The organism is Capnocytophaga sp. H2931, from assembly GCF_002302535.1.
In the GTDB taxonomy this organism is placed as follows: domain Bacteria; phylum Bacteroidota; class Bacteroidia; order Flavobacteriales; family Flavobacteriaceae; genus Capnocytophaga; species Capnocytophaga canis.
In genome coordinates, this window is sequence record NZ_CP022381.1 from 2034411 (window position 1) to 2055200 (window position 20790).

8 protein-coding genes and 1 pseudogene are annotated in these 20790 nt (G+C 39.2%); 7 read left to right on the forward strand and 2 right to left on the reverse strand.

All coding sequences use genetic code 11. From position 1 onward, the window contains the following. Nucleotides 1–3 precede the first annotated feature (3 nt). On the reverse strand, nt 4–936 hold the full coding sequence (gene ctlX, locus CGC52_RS08690; RefSeq protein ID WP_042008490.1) for a citrulline utilization hydrolase CtlX: 933 nt from the start codon (nt 934–936) through the stop codon (nt 4–6). A gap of 382 nt (nt 937–1318) precedes the next feature. Beyond that, nucleotides 1319–2233 (reverse strand): dimethylarginine dimethylaminohydrolase family protein, encoded by a 915-nt coding sequence (locus CGC52_RS08695; protein WP_042008492.1) that lies wholly within the window; start codon nt 2231–2233, stop codon nt 1319–1321. 264 nt (nt 2234–2497) lie between these two features. On the opposite strand from CGC52_RS08695, the gene CGC52_RS08700 reads away from it, so the two are divergent. The 7 genes and pseudogenes from CGC52_RS08700 (at nt 2498) to CGC52_RS08730 (ending at nt 20674) form a co-directional block, all read left to right on the forward strand. Then, the gene (locus CGC52_RS08700) at nt 2498–3448 is read left to right on the forward strand and encodes a Na/Pi cotransporter family protein (protein WP_095894122.1); all 951 of its coding nucleotides are present in this window, start codon (nt 2498–2500) and stop codon (nt 3446–3448) included. 186 nt (nt 3449–3634) lie between these two features. After that, nucleotides 3635–5047 (forward strand): alkaline phosphatase, encoded by a 1413-nt coding sequence (locus CGC52_RS08705; RefSeq protein ID WP_095894123.1) that lies wholly within the window; start codon nt 3635–3637, stop codon nt 5045–5047. Between the two features lie 27 nt (nt 5048–5074). Continuing rightward, complete coding sequence (locus CGC52_RS08710) at nt 5075–6055, forward strand: cation diffusion facilitator family transporter (protein ID WP_095894124.1); 981 nt, start codon at nt 5075–5077, stop codon at nt 6053–6055. 106 nt (nt 6056–6161) lie between these two features. Beyond that, on the forward strand, nt 6162–7826 hold the full coding sequence (locus tag CGC52_RS08715; protein ID WP_232751809.1) for a hypothetical protein: 1665 nt from the start codon (nt 6162–6164) through the stop codon (nt 7824–7826). Nucleotides 7827–7962: 136 nt separating this feature from the next. Beyond that, nucleotides 7963–9393 carry an asparagine--tRNA ligase gene (gene asnS / locus CGC52_RS08720; protein ID WP_042344666.1) on the forward strand — a complete coding sequence of 477 codons (1431 nt, stop codon included), beginning with the start codon at nt 7963–7965 and terminating at the stop codon, nt 9391–9393. Between the two features lie 1122 nt (nt 9394–10515). Then, nucleotides 10516–19554 carry a gliding motility-associated C-terminal domain-containing protein gene (locus CGC52_RS08725; RefSeq protein WP_157909134.1) on the forward strand — a complete coding sequence of 3013 codons (9039 nt, stop codon included), beginning with the start codon at nt 10516–10518 and terminating at the stop codon, nt 19552–19554. Between the two features lie 283 nt (nt 19555–19837). Continuing rightward, a pseudogene (locus CGC52_RS08730) lies at nt 19838–20674 on the forward strand (IS5 family transposase). The last annotated feature ends 116 nt before the right edge of the window (nt 20675–20790 follow it).

The window sequence follows — 20790 nt, forward strand, 5'->3', positions numbered from 1 at the left end:
ATTTTAGTTCGTTGGTAAAAAAACTTCTGCCATCATGCATCTTGCACTTCCACCGCCACAGGTTTCGATAGTTTCCAAGTTGGAATACAAGATTTTACAATGCTTTTCAATGTTTTTTATTTGTTTTTCAGTTAATGAATCATAAGCAGCTTGGCTCATCACCAGATAAGTGTGGTCTGAACCCTGTACTTGAAGCATATTTCCTGCGAAACGATGCATTTGTTCCTCTGTAATGCTAATAATTTCTTTCCCCGTACGTTTTAAACTTTCTGTTAAGGCTTTTCTTTCCGATTTGTCGTCAACGGCATCCAAACAAACTACAGCAAAAGTTTCTCCTAAAGCCATCATCACATTAGTGTGGTAAATCAATTCTCGTTTACCATTTACAGTTTGGTATGCTTTGAAAATCACAGGAGTGTATTCAAAGTCTTCACAAAATTCGATGAATAGTTCTTCATCAGCACGGGGCGATAATGCACAATAAGCTACCTCATTCGCTCTATCTAAAATCATTGAGCCTGTGCCTTCTAAAAACAATTCTTCTTTTTCCGCATCGGTATAGTCGTACACATTCTCAATTGAAAATCCTTTTTCTTCAAGCAAATCCAATACATCATCACGACGTTCACGACGACGGTTTTCCGCAAACATTGGATATAGAGCAATGTTCCCATTCTGGTGAAAGCTTATCCAATTATTTGGAAAAACGGAATCAGGGGTGTTTTGTTCGTAAATGTCGTCTACTACGATAACATTTACTCCTATGTTTTCTAATTTTTGTACAAAAGCATCAAATTCTTGTTGTGCCTTGTTGTTAATTTCTTCGTTTTTTAGTTCTATTTCTTCTTGAAAATAGTTGTTGATAGCCGTCTCTTCATTCATGCGAAAACGAACTGGACGAATCATTAGTATTGTGTTGGTTATTTGCTTCTTCATTGTATTTTTTTGTATACTAAAATATTATGGTTTTAAAAAATTAGTTACTTAACCGATGGGTCATCTCCTTTAAGCCACATTCGTAAAGCCAAATCCGCAGGTAATATATTTGTTACGGCTGTCACTCACTTAAAAAAAAACACCTATTGTATCTGTTATAACTTATTGTTTTTTAGGTTATTATAAAAAATGTCGTAGAGTACGATTTTTAATTCACTTCCTTTTTTAATATAATTGGCAGAAAGAGAGTTTACTGATATCTTCTCGAAAGTGATTCGCTTATCCTTTTCATTCAACATTGGTTTGTAATGAGGATTATGATTCACGTAAAACAGAAAGATGTTTAGTAAGTGTCCCCAAAGGTATCTTTTAAAACCTGGGTTTATTCACGAATAAGGGGCAAGGTTGAGCAACGCAACAGACCTTCCTGTTTGGAAATTTCATAATACGGAATTTCTTCAACGGTGAATCCATGGTCTTTCAGCCAGTTGTTTAAACGTGTAAATTTTTGTTCTGAAACCACCACATCGGGTGCAATCGAAAATATATTACTAAACATGTGGTACATTTCCTCTCGCGTAATATGGAATAAATTCTCCTTGCCAAAAAGCTCCACCAAATACATGTAATCTGCTTCTTCGCGGAAACCACTTTTGTAAATAATCCCTTTATTTTTGCCCACAGGCTGAAAACAACAGTCCAAATGCAGAGCATTATCTCTTGGTTCAATTTTTGACTTTACGAGGTCAAATTCCTTTACAATTTTGTTAGGGAAAAGGTTTTTGATGAATTCTACCCCTTGTGTATTTGTACGAGCGGTAATGTAGTTTTTATAATCCCCTCCTTTGTATGTTCCAATGAAAATATGGTCATTCCATGGCATTACGTCACCTCCTTCAATATGTACCTCTTCTGGGGGACGAACCACTTTGGTAGGGTCAATTTGGTCAATCACGTATTGAATGGCATCAAGTTCACGTTCGCGGTCGGGTAAAATATTTGCTTTGATGAAAATGTCCTCAATGACAAAACCGATGTCTCGTGAAAAAATTTGGTTATAGTCCTTGATTAACTCAGGTCTGTATACAGTAACACCGTGCTTTTTAAGGACAGCGTTAAACGCTTCCATTTCGCTTACCATATCTTTTTCAATCGGATAGGTTCCAGCTTTGATATGTTCTGCTGATTTAGGGTCGTATGCCTCCTCTAACGTAGGTGTAGGGCCGTTGCTTTGGGCTGTTCCTAAAATTACGGCTTTTAGTCGACTGGTTTCGTTTTTTATGTTTAGTTGTAGCATAGGTTCGTTATTTAGTGCCTCGAAAGGAGTTTGTTTACTTCAAATGTATATTTTAGTATGGTTAAAATCAGTTGTATGCAGGTGAAAATAAGAGATAAAGCATACCGTACCGCAAAAATAGGAATTTTTTCATAATTAAAAAACTTTTTTAAACAGTATACATGCACATGTTGAACAACTCGAAGAAAGTACTGTTAATTATGATAAAAATGTTCGTTGAATTGGAAAATCTTAGTAGTTTTGCTAAGTTAATTTTGTACAAAAATGTTGGAGAATTTTCAAACGATTATTGTCATCATAGCTTCTATTACTTTATTTGTTTACGGATTGCATAGTTTTAGTAAAGAAATCGAGAATTTGGGAACAGAGCGTCTTTCTCGTTGGATTCGTCGAATTACAGCATTTCCGTTAGGAGGTTTTTTGCTTGGAGGTGTGTTCACAGCTGTTATTCAATCAAGTACATTGGTTTCGTCCATAACTGTTTCACTAGTAAATGCTGGAGCAATTACCTTTACAGATAGTATTTTAGTGTTACTTGGAACAAACGTGGGGACAACTTCTACAGCTTGGATTGTTTCTTTGGAATCTACGTTTTTAGGCCCTCTGTTTATCGTTTTGGGAACGTTAATTAGTATGATTCCTGCTAAAGTGTCCGTTGTTGGGAAATCAATATTTTACTTTGGCTTCATCTTTTTCTCTTTGGCTTACATTGGTGAGGCTATGGAACCTATAAAAAAAGACCCAATGCTCATTCAGGTACTTTCCAAAGCCTCGAATCCGCTATTAGGAATTTTATACGGAATTCTTATTACTGTTATCATTCAATCAAGTTCAGTAGTAGTGGGGTTAGTGATTGTGTTGCTTTCACAGGGAACTATTACCATTGATTCTGCTATCCCCATAGTTATTGGAGCAAATATTGGAACAACCTCAACGGCACTGCTTATTAGCCTTCGGATGTCGCCAATCTCTCGTTTGGTAGCACTTTCTGCTTCGGTTTTCAATATTGTCGGGGTGTTGATTATTTTTCCGTTTTTTGGTCTTTTAGAAAGTATAGCTACATCTCTGAGTCAAAATCCGTCGTTGCAAGTTGCTATAGCATTTACTATTAGTAATAGTTTGACATCATTGTTTTTTTTATTTTTTCTAACTCCAACTATTCGAATGTTGAAACGACATCGTTGGTATCAAAAAACTGAAAAACAGGATAAATGAGTAAATAGAATAGATATGTAAAAAAACTTTTTGTTTATTATGTTTGTTTTTACTGATAAAATACGTAACTTTCGCAACATTTTCAATGCATATTTTTCAATAGTTAGGTGTCTTTTTGGGAATATGAGACCAAACTAAATTCTGGTTATAAAGAGATTATATAGATTAATGTTAAAGATAAGAAGTATGAAAAGAAGGTCGTTTTTTAAACAAGGGGCATTAGCCACATTGGGGGGAATGTTAACTTCCTCTTTTGACCTACGTGCGAATACCATTTTAGAGGAAAATAAAGGAAAGAAAGCTAAAAATATCATCTTCATGGTAAGTGATGGTATGAGTGTAGGAACACTTGTTATGGCAGACATATATATCAGACGAAAGTTTGATCGTCCGTCCAATTGGATGGGGCTTTATGAGACCAATTTAGTACAACGAGGTTTAATGGATATGGCTTCAGCAAGTTCTATTGTAACTGATTCAGCTGCAGCAAGTTCCTCGTGGGGTGGGGGAGTTCGTGTGAATAATGGAAGTCTGAATATAAGTCCTGATGGAAAGGAAAATCTACCTATTCTACAAAAGTTTAAAAAAGCTGGAAAAAAGGTAGGCTGTGTAACCACCGTACCAATAACTCATGCTACACCTGCAGGATTCTCTGTTTGGTCGGAAAGACGTAATGATATGGAAGGTATTGCGTTGAAGTATACGGAATTAGGATTTGATGTCATGATGGGAGGTGGAAACAAAGTGTTCAATCCTTCTTTACGTGAAGATGGGAAGGATGTGTATGCAATACTGCAACAAAAAGGATACACGGTGGTTCGAAATCGAGCAGATATGCAAAAAGCATCACTTAAAAAACCTCTTTTTGGAGTTTTTGCCGATGTAGCTTTGCCATATACTGTCGACCACATGCAGGATGAAGTACTTAAAGCTGAAATTCCAACACTCGCTGAGATGACAGCCAAAGCTATTGACGTTATGAAGAATCATCCTCAAGGGTTTGTAATTCAAGTTGAAGCAGGAAAAGTAGATTGGGCAGCTCATGGAAATGATCTTGGAGGACTGATTTACGACCAAGTGGCATTTGACGATGCCGTAAAGGTTGCCATTGATTTTGCTAAAAAAGACGGAAATACGTTAGTAGTGCTAACATCCGACCATGGAAATGCAAATCCAGGATTGATTTACGGGAAACAATGTAATGGTAATTTTGACCGAATTCAAGACTTTAAACATTCAAATGATTGGATATTGCAGAACATAAAGCCTACTGACGGCATAGCTAAAGTCAAAGAAAGCGTGTACAATAACTGTGGGAAGATGTCTATTACTGATGACCAGGCCAGAGAGTTGTTAACTTATTACGCTCAAGCAGGGCAAGAGGATGGTATTTACAACTACAACCACTTGCCGTATAAATTATTTTCTGAAATCCAAAAAGCACATACTTCTGTTGGGTGGATTAGTATGGATCATTCCTCTGATTTTGTGGAGTTGGCAATGTTTGGGCCTGGAAGTGAAAAACTAAGGCCTTTTATGCGAAACACCGATATGCACAAGTTTTTATTGGATGTGGCTGAAGTTGAAGATAAATTTTAACAAAAGAAAAGTTATCGCGACCATCTAATGTCTAATAGTTTATCCTTCCAAAAAGGGATTGCCATCGTTGGCGTTGTTTTGTTTATTGGCAAGTTGATTGCTTGGCAATTAACCAATTCAGATGCCGTTTTTTCAGACGCAATGGAAAGTATAGTGAATATAATCTCAGCCTTTATGGGATTATATTCACTTTATTTGGGAGCAAAGCCTCGTGATGATGACCATCCCTACGGACATGGAAAGGTCGAATTTATCACTTCGGGAATTGAGGGGACGCTCATCGTAATTGCTGGGATTTTAATCATTGCACAATCAGTACATTCTCTCATAGTGGGAGTAGCTTTGCATCAGCTGGATTGGGGAATTTTCATAGTAGGGACAACGGCTGTTGCTAACTATGTGCTGGGACATATTTCCTACCAAAAAGGAAAGCGAGAAAATTCGATGGTACTGATGAGTTCTGGGCAACACTTGAAAAGTGATACTATTTCGACTCTTGGAGTGGTAGCCAGTTTAGTATTAGTTTATTTCACTCATTTGCTATGGTTGGATGCCATTGTAGCTCTTGTCTTTGGAGGATATATCATCATCGTTGGATACAGAATCATCAGAAAGGCACTCAGTGGTATTATGGACGAGCAAGATGAGTACCTCATTACCGAAATTGTAAAGGTTCTTCAGGAAAATCGCCATTCCGAATGGATTGATATCCACAATATGAAAGTACAACAATTTGGCTCTCACTTGCATATTGATGCACACATTACCTTACCCTACTACTATTCACTTCGAGAGGCTCATCAGGAAATGGAAAAAGTGATTCAGGTATTACTAAAAAATACTGAACGAACCATTGATTTTAATTTCCATATGGATGATTGTAAATCTTTTTCCTGTGAAATATGCGATTTGGATTGTCCTTTACGAAAGAAGCCTTTTGTGGAGAGCATTCAGTGGAACAGCGAAACCATTCGTCAGGTGCAGAAGCATAGGTTTCGGGGATTGTGAAGTTAAATTTTTATTTTTCAATCATTTGCTTTTTATGTCCACTATTTTGGTGCCAGAGAGGATTGGAGAAAGTAAACATATTTAAGAAAACGAAATATATTATATTATGAAAGTAAAAGAACGAACCAGAGCTCAGGAGTCAAAACGAGCTATTGAGCGTATGTACGTTACAATGAGGCATTTATTCTCTCGTGGGTTCTATAAGCCTATGGGAATTTCAGGGGAAGCATTGCGTGAAGCACTTCTGTTACTACGTCCTGAAATCTATGGTTCTATTGCCGAAAACAAATCTGAATTAGCAGGGCTTTCGTACGTTTTAGACCGGCTTCCTGAAGGTATTGAACAGTGCAAGTATATAAATCTTATTGCAGATGAAGGTTATCGAAAGTCTCATTTTCACTCAATTATTCCTCCGAAGCGAAGACGTAATTGTTATCGCATTGACGACCAACAGATGAATATTGAAATTACCCGTGGACGGTCGGATATTTATGATGCCTTAACCCATTTGACGTTTTTGTTTGTGGAGTCTCATAAAATTGCTCGAAATGTGTTGTTGGATGATGGGAAACTGACACGCGATTGGGAAAAATTGGCACAATCGGTGAACAAACAAAAACTTTCACAGGCCGAACGAGAAGTCACATTGATCCACATCGGAAATATCTTAGGTCGTACCTTTGAGGAAGTACTGGAAACGTACACCTATTTTTCAACAGAAACACATCCCGAGCGTTTTATACACATCATATATTGGTTAGGGAAATTGGCAATAGATGAAATTTTGCACGATGACAAGCGAGTGATTACCTTTAGTTCGGTGCTTCGTGAACGCTTGGGACATCATCTGTACAGTGAAATTTGGGCAGATGCCATCAAGAAAATACTTCATACACAAGGCTTGTTAAATCGTCCGTTGCACATTATCAGTGCCAATAAACATAGCGTTATGAATAGTCTTTTTGCAGAAAAAGCCTTAAAAAACGAGATGAAAGGCAAAAAACCGATGGAAATTTTTGAGTTATTAAGCCAAAAAGAAAATGAAGAGTTACGCCAGAAAGTGAATGATTACGCTCACAAAAACGGAATGATTTCATTGGATGATTCCTCGGGAACAAATATTGATGTTCAGATATTCGACACAGCGAAGATTGATTTTTCAAATACCTCTTATTCGGTGGTAGAAGCTGAAAAGCCAGTGATTTTTGTAATGGATTATGCTTTTGGAGAACAGGCTTATGAAACCATCGACGAACTTTTGAAGCCCTACAAAACCGAAACAGAAGTTCATTTCATGAATGTAGCTTCTATTTCCATCATGGGGAAAGCAGGAATTTTGGAAGGAGAAAAAGGCGATTTGATGATTCCAACGGCACATATTTTTGAAGGAACAGCGGATAATTATCCGTTTAAAAATGAATTGAAAAAGGCTGATTTTGAGGGGAATGGGCTTCGTGTGTTCGAAGGGTCTATGATTACCGTTTTAGGAACATCTCTGCAAAATAAGGATGTGTTAAATTATTTTTTACGTTCCACTTGGAACGTTATCGGACTTGAAATGGAAGGGGTTCACTATCAAAAGGCAATTCAATCAGCTTCAAAGATTAGGAAAAGTATTCGTGAGGATGTAAAAGTGCGTTATGCGTACTATGCTTCTGACAACCCGTTGGAAACAGGAAGTACTTTAGCTTCAGGAGGTTTGGGAGCTATGGGAGTGAAACCCACCTATCTTATTACCTTGAAAATTTTAGAACAGATTTTCGAATCATAAGTACTTCGAGTATAGGTTATTTTTAAGCAGCATAGATTTGAAAAACGTGTTTTTCATAAAATTTTTAAATCGCATTTAAAATCTTTATATTTGCAGACTTATTTTGACGAACAAAAACGAATAAGAATATAACTATATGTATATCAGTGTTAAAAAACTACTCAGTGAAGGTAAAATTGCACAAGATGTAACCCTAAAAGGATGGGTTCGTACCTTCAGAAGTAATCGGTTTATCGCTTTGAACGATGGTTCAACGATTGAAAATGTACAAGTTGTTGTGGATTTCGAAAATACGAGTGAAGAACTTTTAAAACGCATAACCACGGGAGCTGCAGTAGAGATTCACGGAAGTGTAGTAGAAAGTCAAGGAAAAGGGCAATCTATTGAAGTCCAAGCTTCTAATGTGATTGTTTTAGGCGATTCAAATCCTGAAACCTATCCTATACAACCTAAGAAACACTCCTTTGAGTTTTTGCGTGAACATGCTCACTTGCGTGTACGTACCAATGTTTTCGGGGCGATCATGCGTGTGCGTTCAGTGCTTTCTTTTGCCATACACGATTATTTCCAACGTAATGGATTTTTCTATGTACATACGCCTATCATTACGGGAAGCGATGCTGAAGGAGCGGGAGAAATGTTCCGCGTAACAACGTTGGATGCTAAAAATCCGCCTCTTACGGAAGAAGGTAAAGTCGATTACAAAAAAGATTTCTTTGGAAGAGAAACCAACTTGACTGTATCAGGACAGCTTGAGGGTGAAACATTTGCAATGGCATTAGGTAAAATCTATACTTTTGGGCCTACTTTCCGTGCCGAAAATTCAAATACGTCGCGTCACTTGGCAGAGTTTTGGATGATTGAACCCGAAGTGGCATTTCTCGACTTAGACGGAAACATGGATTTGGCGGAGGATTTCATCAAGTATGTGTTGAAATATACCTTGGAGCGTTGTCGCGAAGATATTGAGTTTTTGAATACTCGATTTTTGGAAGAGGAAAAAACAAAACCTCAAAATGAGCGTAGTACGATGTCCCTTATTGAAAAATTAGAGTTTGTAATTAACAATAATTTCAAACGAGTGAGCTATACCGAAGCGATTGACATTCTCAAAAATTCAAATCACAACAAGAAGAAAAAATTCCAGTATATCATTGACGAATGGGGTGCTGATCTACAAAGTGAGCATGAGCGTTATTTGGTCGAAAAGCACTTTGAGTGTCCGGTGATTTTGTACGATTACCCAGCTAAGATAAAAGCATTTTATATGCGACTTAACGAAGATGGTAAAACGGTTCGTGCTATGGATATTCTTTTCCCAGGTATAGGCGAGATTGTTGGAGGTTCACAGCGTGAGGAGCGTTATGATGTGTTGATAGAAAAAATAAAATCGGTAGGCATTGAAGAGAAAGATCTTTGGTGGTACTTGGATTTGCGTAAATTCGGTTCAGCAGTGCATAGTGGCTTTGGACTTGGGTTTGAGCGATTGGTACTTTTCGCTACGGGGATGAGCAATATTCGTGATGTGATTCCTTTTCCACGAACGCCACAAAATGCTGAATTTTAATTTGATACCTTAAAATATAAAGCTGTCCAAAATTGAAAGGACAGCTTTTTTAATTTCTTATATAGTTAACTCATTTTAAATTGTCGCTATTTTCAAGAGAGAGTTTATGACCTTGGAGACAAAGTCCGCCAAAGAAGAGTGTGTGAGAATTGATTTTTAGCATAATTTCTGAATGCATGGAGCATAGTCTGTCGAAATTAAAAGTTTTGAAGTTTTGTTATCACCTACTGAGCTCTCCCTATCTTTTTAAATCTTGAATTTTATCTTCTTATAAGGATACAAATCCATAAAATCGGAAAGATCTGTGTTTTTGTAAGGGTACAAAAGCATAAAATCGGCAGGTTTTGCACTATTGTACTCTGATAAGAGTATAAAATCGGGTAGGTTTGCATTTTTGTAAGGGTGCAAAAGCATAAAATCGGTGGTTTTTACTATATTTTGATATGTAAAAAGAGAAAAATTGCTTTAAAAAGAATATAAATGAAAGATAAATTATGTGAGGTTGGTTATATTCAATTTGTAAAAGTATTTTCTTGCAGATTACCTTCTGTTCCATTGGAAAAATCGGATGAATTGAGAAGTTAAACGCAACGTTTCGCTATTTCTTACATATTTAGAGCCTCATAAGATGTTCGTGTGTTTTGTTTATACAGAGGTTTTCGAGGCTGTCATTTTCTGTAATTTGTGTGATATGATGAAACAAAATAGTCTTTTTTCAACTTCATTCTATTTTTTTGTTCAGCATAGTTAAAAAATTGCATTATTTTTCAAAAAAAAAATGTATTTTTGTCCCCTTAAAACTATGTTAAGGAATTTTATGTTAGTTTTTGATAGATGAAGTACGCATTTATAAAAAACAATGATATTCCAACAAATTTGATTAACAAGTTATCCATTTTCACACATATAAATAATGGTCGTGTTTTAAAAAGTATGATGGTATAAAAATTTGGGTCGTGTTGTAAAAAGTATGATGGAAGTTCTGATTGTCAGGCTGAGCGAAGTCGAAGCCTTATCATTACAGGGCTTCGACTTCGCTCAGCCTGACAGAAATGTCCTCTTTTTTTAAGGTATCATACTTTTTACATCACTTCCAATAATTAAAGACTAATTTTTAACTCAATGAGAATATTATTCAAACTATTTTTCTTTTTGGTGAGCCCAATGCTATGGGCTCAGGGAAATCCTCCTGCGACGTTACCAACGCCTTCCGGAGATTGTGACCCGTATTTTGATGGACTGATTAAACAGACTAAGGCAAGTGTGTTTTCACCCATTGAATCGGGTAGTAATGCGGTTATCTATTTGGATAACTCGCGTATGGCTACCGGTGTAACCTATTTTGCCATAAACAAAACCACAGGAATGTGGTTTGCAGGTAGTTATGATACTACGCTATTTATGGTTACCATTCCTGTGGGGGTTCTTACTCAGAATACCACTTTTGAAGTACACGCCATTGCAGGTGGTTGTAGTTTCAAGGTAGTAGATGATGTTACTTTTGAGGTAAAACCAACCACGGAGGTACATTTGCAAACCCGTGTGCGCGATGAGTATTGCGATAATTCGGGGGGAATTTACTACCAAATGATGGGCGATAGCAACGACAACTATAATTTTTATCACAAGTTGTCCACGCAAACCGCTTTTCAAACCGCTACCGCAGACAGAAACGACTTGCAAACCGTACAAGGTGGAAAAACCTATGTTATTCGTGCTGAGTTGAAAACCAATCCCACTACGTTTTATGAAAAAACCATAAACGTAGGCAATTTAAAAGTGCCTAACCCACCAGGGATTGAGTACGCCGTCACGGCACAACCTTTGCTTTGTGCTCCTAATACAGGTCGAGCCATTGTAAACATTACCAAAGGAGTGGCATTCCCGTTTACTTTTCAGATTACGAATGGTCCTGTAACCCGACCCGAACAAGCCAGCAACGTGTTTGAAAACCTACCTGCGGGGAATTACACAATGTACGTAAAAGACGCTTGCGGGCAAGGGCGTACCCTAAGTTTTAGGATAAATGGAGAACTCTTTTCAATAGGACCTATTGGAGGGTATTCTTATGTATCCCCCACAGACGAGTGTGGGCGAGGGCTTGTTAGGCTACAACGAGGGATAAAAATGGCAAGGGAACATTGGCATGCTGATGCCATTCCCTATCCGATGACGGTTTCTTATACGCTGACTTCCCCCAGCGGAACATCGTATGCGATGACACGTACCTTTAATAATAGAACCGAATTAACCACTTATGCGTGGTATGACCATAATCAAGCGAGTATCTATTTTGGGCATAATCTATCAGGTAGGCAAAATTTCTTTGGTGATGGAGTGCAAATTCCGTATGAAGTTGGTGAATGGGAGCATAGCATTCAAGTAACGACCGCCTGCGGGGTACGTAATTTGGGTTCTCTTAAAGAGAATACAAGTTCCAGAGTGCAAACGTTTTACCAATTTTCGGAAATTAAACAAAGCTATGACCCTTGTGGTAAAAACCGCATTAGTGTCCGAGCTGATTACCTTTTTAAGGACGCATACATAGTATTGGACGAAGCTCCCGCAGGGTTTGACCCCATCGCCGCAGGGTTTACAAAAAATCATCGTTTTGGAGGGAAATATTACAAATTTGTTCGGCTTGACCATCGTTATGTACACATAGTAAGCCATCCGCATTTGTTGTTAGGAAATTATAAATTCACCTACGTATATGCGGATTGTGGCTCTGAACTTCAAAAGGAAATTACCGTAACCGATTTGCAAAACCCAGCGGGTGTGCCTAATGCAAGTTATTTTTATAGCACCTATTATTGTGAAAATCAAAGTTATGGTATCGGATTTTTAGAAGCAGGTGGTGCAGGAGCTCCCCAGAAAATACGTATCACGGGCTTTACCCCAGCACCAGGCACTTCGGGTACGTTTGCCGTTCCCCAAGAGTACGATTATGACCAATGGACAACAATAGTCAGTGGAAGACGCGTACTTCACAGCCTACCTTTTGGTAAATATACTCTATCGGCAATCGGTTTTGAATGTCAGCAAGATGTGGTTGATAAGGTAGTAGAAATAAAAACCCCAACGCCCGACCCCAAGGTACGTTTTTCAACGATAACAGGGTGTAAAGTACGTATTGAACTTTATGATGCGGTCAATGATAGTTACCAACGCTCCTATTGGTTGCAAGGCTATGATGAGGCACAAGCCCGTTGGGTAAATATGATTGACCCTAATGCAAGTCCTTACGGAGATATTATTTCAAATGGAAAGGAAAATAGAACCAAGGATTTAAATCATAACAACTATAAGCTCTATACCCGTTATCGGGTGGTGGAACTCACCGGCACGGTGGGGCTTCTCTCTGCGTGTCCGAAAGTGATAGGCGAATACGAAGCCCCTTCGGAGTTGCCTGTTTTGGTAGATATTGTAGGGGCTACCTGTGGGGCAAATCAGTATGAAATTATGGTGGTTGCCAGTGGTGGAACGCCTCCTTTCACTTACAAGGTGTTGAGCAGAAGTGTAGGAGGATCCTTGGATACTTCTTTTGTGCCTATTACGAATACCACAGGGAAGTTTACCATCACGGAAACCAATCCTTCGGCTTCGTACAAATTTGCGGTGGAAGATGTCTGCAATCAGGAAACCAAAGATGTAGAAATCCGAAATATGACCCCGTTTGTCATCACCACCGACCGCACCGAGTACTGCCAAGGTACTTCGGCTACCCTTTCCGTACCCGATTTATCGTTAGCTTATACTTATGAATGGTTCCGTGAAGACGACCCAAGCACCATTTTATCCCATTCACCAACCTTGCAGGTGAGCAATCTACAAGCTACTGATTTTGCTCATAAGTACAAATTAAGAGTAGCTCCGAAAGATGCGTCTTTCACTTTGTGTATCCCTGCGGAATATGAAGTGCAGTTAACGGGCAGTACCGCATCAGTTCCTGTACTGACAGGTGATGCTACCAATGTGGTGTTGTGTGCTTCTGAACTCAACGGAAAAACTTCTTATGATGTGCGTACCAATTTATTTGCCACAGTGCATAACAATGCGACAGCTTCGGGCCATACCAACGCTGTTATCCGAGAAATTTCAGGTATGTACCCGGTTTCACAAGACGGGCTTATGGCGTTGCATAAGAATATGATACCCGTATTGGAAGGACAAACCTTTACCTTTACCTATACAATTTCCAACGCTTGTGGTTTGGAGGCTACCAAAACCGCTACTTTAACGGTTAAACGAAATATCAAGCCCGAAGACCTTACCTACGTAAATCACAATGCTTTTAGGGTTTGTGATGCAGATTTGACCAATTGGGTAACTTTTGGGGCTACGAATTTTAACGCTTTGGCGGAATATATAAAAACCTATAATGCGGCACGAACCACCGACTTGATTGAGTTTTTTAGCGACCCACAAGGTAATACTCCTGTCCATCAATTGGATTTTACAACTGAAAGTGTTAAAATAATTTATTACAAAATAAATAGAGCAGATTATTGTTCAAGCGTAGCACGGATTAGGATTGATAAATTTTCAACATATAAAAAACCTGATGGCACCGATGACCCGCGTTTGGTGGATTTGACCTATGACACTTGTGCCAACGGAGTAACAGTACAAGATGTAAGAGCAAGGCTACAACAAATTTTCGGACATCGTTCGACTCCAAAGGTTTATCTAATTCGTATAGTAGGCGGTGTAGAAACTTCATCAGAATTGCCTGATAATTATGCTCTTACCACTTCCGAAGTGTATCGCTATCGTATGGAAGATGGTGGTTGCCCTTCATCGTGGAGAAACATCACCTTGAATTTCAATCAAACTAATATTGTTACACAACCCGTGTCACATATCGTTTGTTCGGGTGAGCAGGTGGTGTTAACGGCTTTAGGGGCTTCAACCTCACCACCAACCGCAGGTAAGATGATTTACAAATGGTTTGAAAGCACCTACAACGGAACGATAGGAGCTACCCAAGTACACGCTCAAACGCTCAATAGGGGAGAGGTGTCAACCTATACGCCATCTACGGCAAGTATGGGTGCAAAATACTACTTCGTGGAGGTAACCGTTGAAAACGTTTGTAACGTACCTATGTATACGAATATTGTAAAGGTAGAAGTTAAAGGAATGACGGCTTCTGTGCCAACAGTAACTACTTTATCATCAGTTCAATGTGGTGAGGACGTCAAATACACTTTCGTAGGAGTACCCAATGAAGAAGTGCATTATACAGTAAATGGAGTAGCTTCAACCATCACTTTACCTACAAGTGGCGTTTATACGCATATGGTAAGTGCTGCCACCACCACCCAAGTGCTACGTGTGGTTTCAGTGTCTAATGCTTCGGGTTGTCCAACAACACCCACTACGGGGAATGTTTACACCGTTACCGTAAACGATTTGCCAACCCCAACCATAAATGTCGTTACGGCCACTTGCGGAAATAGTGGTTCAGCAATCATTGCTAATTATGACCCTACGCTTACCTATACGTTTAGTGGTTCAGGGGTAACCCATACAGGGACAACCATTACAGGTTTTGCTTTTGGAACTACATATACGATGACGGTTTCCAACGGAACTTGTACTAAGGCGACCTCTTTTGTGGTTAATACTACGTGTACCATTGATGCAGTAGAGGATGATTTTGGTATTGTAGAAGCGAATACAACCACTACCGGAAGTATTTTAGATAACGATAAGTTGGGAACGGCTTCGGCAACTACGGCTGATGTAGATATTAAGAACGTGGTTAGTCCGCACGCCGGAATAACCATTGCTACAACAGATGGTAAAGTGAGTGTGGCTAATAACGTGGCATCAGGCGTATATACGCTTACTTATACCATTTGCGAAAAAGTAAATGGTACACCTTGCGATACGGCAACTGTAAGCATAACGGTTAAAAACATCAATGCTGATAATGATGATTTTGAGGTGTCGGCGGGAGGCAATACGGGTAGTGTGCTAAACAACGACAAATATGATGGAGAATTTTTGTCTTCAACGGTGAGTGTAACCTTAACTCCAATAGGAACGTTACCATCAGGGATAAGTTTAGACCCTATTACAGGAATAGTTCGTGTAGCTTCGGGAACGCCAAGTGGTAATTATAGCTTTAATTACAAAATTTGTTCAAAAGTAGTACCTTCTTTATGTGATGATGCTACGGTAACTATTAGGGTTAAAAACTCCATAATCGCTGATAACGATGATTTAGGACCGGTAGTATCGGGAGGTACCACTACGCAAACGGTTATTAGTAACGATAAGCTTAATGGTACGCCTGTGGTTATAGGCACAGGAGTAGGTCAGGTAACCCTTACACCAATCATTACCCCAACGGGCATTACGATAGATGCTACTAACGGAAAAGTAACGGTAGGAACGAATGTTTCGAGTGGAGTTTATACGTTGACCTATAAAATTTGTGAGAATGGAGCGACCCTTGATAATTGTGATGATGCTACGGTAACGGTAACCGTTCAAAACGGCATAGTCGCCGAAGATGATGATTTAGGACCGGTAGTATCGGGAGGTACCACTACGCAAACGGTTATTAGTAACGATAAGCTTAATGGTACGCCTGTGGTTATAGGCACAGGTGTGGGTGAGGTAACGCTTACTCCGCTTATTACCCCAACGGGCATTACGATAGATGCTACTAACGGAAAAGTAACGATAGGAACGAATGTTTCGAGTGGAGTTTATACGTTGACGTATAAAATTTGTGAGAATGGAGCGACCCCTGATAACTGCGATGATGCTACGGTAACGATCACGGTTCAAAACAACATAATCGCTGATAACGATAATTTAGGTACAGTAGTATCGGGAGGTACCACTACACAAACGGTTATTAGTAATGATAAGCTTAATGGTACGCCTGTGGTTATAGGCACAGGAGTAGGTCAGGTAACGCTTACTCCGCTTATTACCCCAACGGGCATTACGATAGATGCTACTAACGGAAAAGTAACGATAGGAACGAATGTTTCGAGTGGAGTTTATACGTTGACCTATAAAATTTGTGAGAATGGAGCGACTCCTGATAACTGCGATGATGCTACGGTAACGGTAACCGTTCAAAACAGCATCGTAGCTGATGATGATGATTTAGGAGCGGTAGTATCGGGAGGTACGACTACGCAGACGGTTATTACTAACGATAAGCTCAATGGTACGCCTGTGGTTATAGGCACGGGTGTGGGCGAGGTGACCCTTACACCAATCATTACCCCAACGGGCATTACGTTGAATGGTGATGGAAAAGTAACGGTAGGAACGAATGTTTCGAGTGGAGTTTATACGTTGACCTATAAAATTTGTGAGAATGGAGCGACCCCTGATAATTGTGATGATGCTACGGTAACGATCACGGTTGAAAACAGCATCGTAGCTGATGATGATGATTTAGGAACGGTAGTATCGGGAGGTACCACTACGCAGATGGTTATTACTAACGATAGATTAAATGGTACGCCTGTGGTTATAGGCACAGGTACGGGTGAGGTAACGCTTACTCCAATAGTTACTCCAACGGGCATTACGATAGATGCTACTAACGGAAAAGTAACGATAGGAACGAATGTTTCGAGTGGAGTTTATACGTTGACCTATAAGATTTGTGAGAATGGAGCGACCCCTGATAATTGTGATGAAGCTACGGTAACGATCACGGTTGAAAACAGCATCGTAGCTGATAACGATGATTTAGGACCAGTAGTATCGGGTGGTACGACTACGCAAACGGTTATTAGTAACGATAAGCTCAATGGTACGCCTGTGGTTATAGGCACAGGAGTAGGTCAGGTAACGCTTACTCCGCTTATTACCCCAACGGGCATTACGATAGATGCTACTAACGGAAAAGTAACGATAGGAACGAATGTTTCGAGTGGAGTTTATACGTTGACCTATAAGATTTGTGAGAATGGAGCGACCCTTGATAATTGTGATGATGCTACGGTAACGATCACGGTTCAAAACAGCATCGTAGCTGCTGATGATGATTTAGGACCGGTAGTATCGGGGGGTACGACTACGCAGACGGTTATTAGTAATGATAAGCTCAATGGTGTACCTGTGGTTATAGGCACAGAAGTAGGTAAGGTAACCCTTACTCCGCTTATTACCCCAACGGGCATTACGTTGAATGGTGACGGAAAAGTAACGATAGGAACGAATGTTTCGAGCGGAGTTTATACGTTGACCTATAAAATTTGTGAGAATGGAGCGACCCCTGATAATTGTGATGAAGCTACGGTAACGCTTACGGTTATAGCTCCAAGCGTATCAACTATTACAGCAAATTCGGATACATTCACTTCAACGACCGCAGGTGGAGAAACTGTGGGTAGTGTCTTTACAAATGATGATTTGAACGGATTGACACCAAATAGCGGTACGGTAAGTGTAACGTTATTGACTGATGGAGGACTCACAGGAGTGGTGATTAATACTGATGGTAAATTATTGATACCATCGACAACAGCTACCGAGACCAAGACATACACATTGACATATTCAATCTGTGAGAAAGATGGTGTAGGTAATGCTACTTCCAATTGTGCGAATTCAACGATAGAGATTGTGATTCCTGTCGTGCCAAGCGTATTAAATATCACTGCGAATACCGATACGTTTACAGTTACCACTTCGACCAATACGCAAATAGTAGGAAATGTGTTGGATAATGATAGGCTTGGTACTAACACACCAACAACATCTGATGTAACGATAACGGTAACGTCAACCCCAACTGGAACAATCGTACCGAACTTAGACCCTGTAACAGGAGATGTTACGGTACCGTCAGGTACTCCAACCGGAACGTATACGATAGGTTATAGCATCTGTACAAAATCAGGAACGATTACGTGCGACACAGCTACGGTAACTGTAATAGTTACTTCGGTAACAACCCCTACGGTAATCACGGCTACTGACGACCCTGTAACTGTAACGACTATAGAAAGTGGAACAGTGGTGAACGTGTTGGATAATGATAGGCTTGGTACAAAAACGCCGACAACATCTGATGTAACGATAACTGTAACGTCAACCCCAACAGGAGCGATAGTACCGAACTTAGACCCTGTAACAGGAGATGTTACGGTACCATCAGGTACACCAACGGGAACGTATACGATAGGTTATAGAATCTGTACAAAATCAGGAACGATTACCTGCGACACAGCTACTGTAGTAATAACAGTTACAGCGGTAACGACCCCTACAGTAGTCACTGCTACTGATGATGTAGTCACTGTAATGACCACTCAAAGTGGAACAGTAGGAAACGTATTGGATAACGATAGGCTTGGTACTAACACACCAACAACATCTGATGTAACGATAACTGTAACGTCAACCCCAACGGGAACAATCGTGCCGAACTTAGACCCATCGACAGGAAATGTTACGGTACCATCAGGTACGCCAACGGGAACGTATGTTATAGGTTATGAAATCTGTACGAAATCAGTAACGATTACATGCGATACTGCTACAGTAACGATAGTAGTTACAGAGGTAACAACTCCAACGACACCTGTAGTAGCGAAAGATGATGTTGAACAGACGGTAGTTGATACACCTGTTACGGTTAAAGTAGTATCTAATGATGAGCATGTGCCTACGCAAGGAACCTTGACTATTGTTACGCAACCTAAAAACGGAACGGTTGTTATCAATGACAATGGAACGACTAATGATCCGTCGGATGATGAGGTTGTTTACACACCTAGTCGAGGTTATGCAGGGGTAGACAGTTTCGAGTATGAGCTTTGCGATACGATGGGTAACTGTTCTATAGCTAAGGTAACGATAACGGTGTTGGATGAAGTTATACCTTATAATGCTATTTCTGTGAATGGAGATGGATTGAATGATTACTTCCATATTCAAGGTATAGAGAGATATCCTAATAATACGGTTCGTATTTACAATCGTTGGGGAGTTAAGGTATTTGAGACGAAGGGCTATGATAATGTTAATAGAGTATTCCGAGCGATTTCAAACGGACGAGTAACGATTGAAGCTGCTGAGAAATTGCCACAAGGTACGTATTACTATATCATTGAATACACCGATAACAACAACAAGAAACATACGAAAGGAAGTTGGTTGTATATTAAGAAGTAACCGCTGACTGAATAAGAGAAAGAGAGATTATCCTAAACGGGTAATCTCTCTTTTTTAGTCAAGTCTTGAGAAACCGAAGAATTGATATGTTTTCCTCGTTTTGCAGGACTTACTACATTCTACTAATTCACTTTTGAATATACTTCATAAAATTTTTACAAAGTGACATAAGAAATAAATAACATGAATGGTTATAGCTTTATTACTTTGAACCTATCTTGACTTTTTGAAAACAAACAAGGAATTATGATTTTTGTGGTGTGAAACATAAAAACCTAAGACCTTGTTTGTAGTACTGGACAAAGATACGATAGTAGAAGAAATTATCCCACATTTACCTAAAAGAAAAAGAGGGTTTAAACCAAAATCACCTATTAGTGAGATAATTAACTGTATTTTATACAAATTGAAAACAGGTATTCAATGGGCACTTTTACCAATGGAACAATTGTTTTCAGAGGTAGTTCCGAGCTATAAAACCGTGTTTGGGCATTACCGGAAATGGTGTGAAGAAGGTGCTTGGCAGACTTGTTGGGTAGAAATTTTGAAGAAAAACAAATCGAAAATAGATTGTTCAAGTTGCGACTTTGACGGTAGCCAAACACCCGCAAAAAAAGGCGGCGAAGAAGTCGGTTATCAAGCTCGTAAAAAAGCAAAAACAACGAATAGTTTGTTCTTGTCCGACAGGCAAGGTTTGATGTTAGCAATGTCTCAGCCTATATCCGGAGAACATCACGACTTGTATAATATATAGACTCATTTTCAAGAAATTACATCCGTTTTGAAAAAGGCTAAAATCTCCACAGAAGGTTTATTTGTGAATTTTGATGCAGGTTTTGACAGTGAAAATCTTCGGAAAATAACCGCCTCAGAAGGTATCATAGCCAATATTTGTGAAAACAAAAGAAACCAAAAATCACCCTCTGAAACGGAACATTATTTCGATAAAAAACTCTATAAAGAGCGTTACGCCATTGAAAGAAGCAACGCTTGGATGGATAGTTTTCGTTCAGTTTTAAATCGTTTTGACACTACCGTAAGTAGTTGGATAGGTTTTAATTACCTTGCCTTTATCGTCTTAGGACTCAGAAAATTTAAACAAAAGAGAAAGTCGAGATGAGTTCTTTTACAATTTTGATAAGCAAAATTATTTCTCAACAATTTAATCTCTAATTGTTAAATTTTTAAGATTTTATCTTGGAAAGTTTTTCAGTATTTTTATTGAATCTGTAATTT

What these genes read in the sequence shown, in the direction of transcription:
- ctlX (WP_042008490.1), bottom strand. Translation starts at nt 936, where the DNA reads ATGAAGAAGCAAATAACCAACACAATACTAATGATTCGTCCAGTTCGT.
- CGC52_RS08715 (WP_232751809.1), top strand. Translation starts at nt 6,162, where the DNA reads ATGAAAGTAAAAGAACGAACCAGAGCTCAGGAGTCAAAACGAGCTATT.
- CGC52_RS08695 (WP_042008492.1), bottom strand. Translation starts at nt 2,233, where the DNA reads ATGCTACAACTAAACATAAAAAACGAAACCAGTCGACTAAAAGCCGTA.
- asnS (WP_042344666.1), top strand. Translation starts at nt 7,963, where the DNA reads ATGTATATCAGTGTTAAAAAACTACTCAGTGAAGGTAAAATTGCACAA.
- CGC52_RS08705 (WP_095894123.1), top strand. Translation starts at nt 3,635, where the DNA reads ATGAAAAGAAGGTCGTTTTTTAAACAAGGGGCATTAGCCACATTGGGG.
- CGC52_RS08700 (WP_095894122.1), top strand. Translation starts at nt 2,498, where the DNA reads ATGTTGGAGAATTTTCAAACGATTATTGTCATCATAGCTTCTATTACT.
- CGC52_RS08725 (WP_157909134.1), top strand. Translation starts at nt 10,516, where the DNA reads ATGAGAATATTATTCAAACTATTTTTCTTTTTGGTGAGCCCAATGCTA.
- CGC52_RS08710 (WP_095894124.1), top strand. Translation starts at nt 5,075, where the DNA reads ATGTCTAATAGTTTATCCTTCCAAAAAGGGATTGCCATCGTTGGCGTT.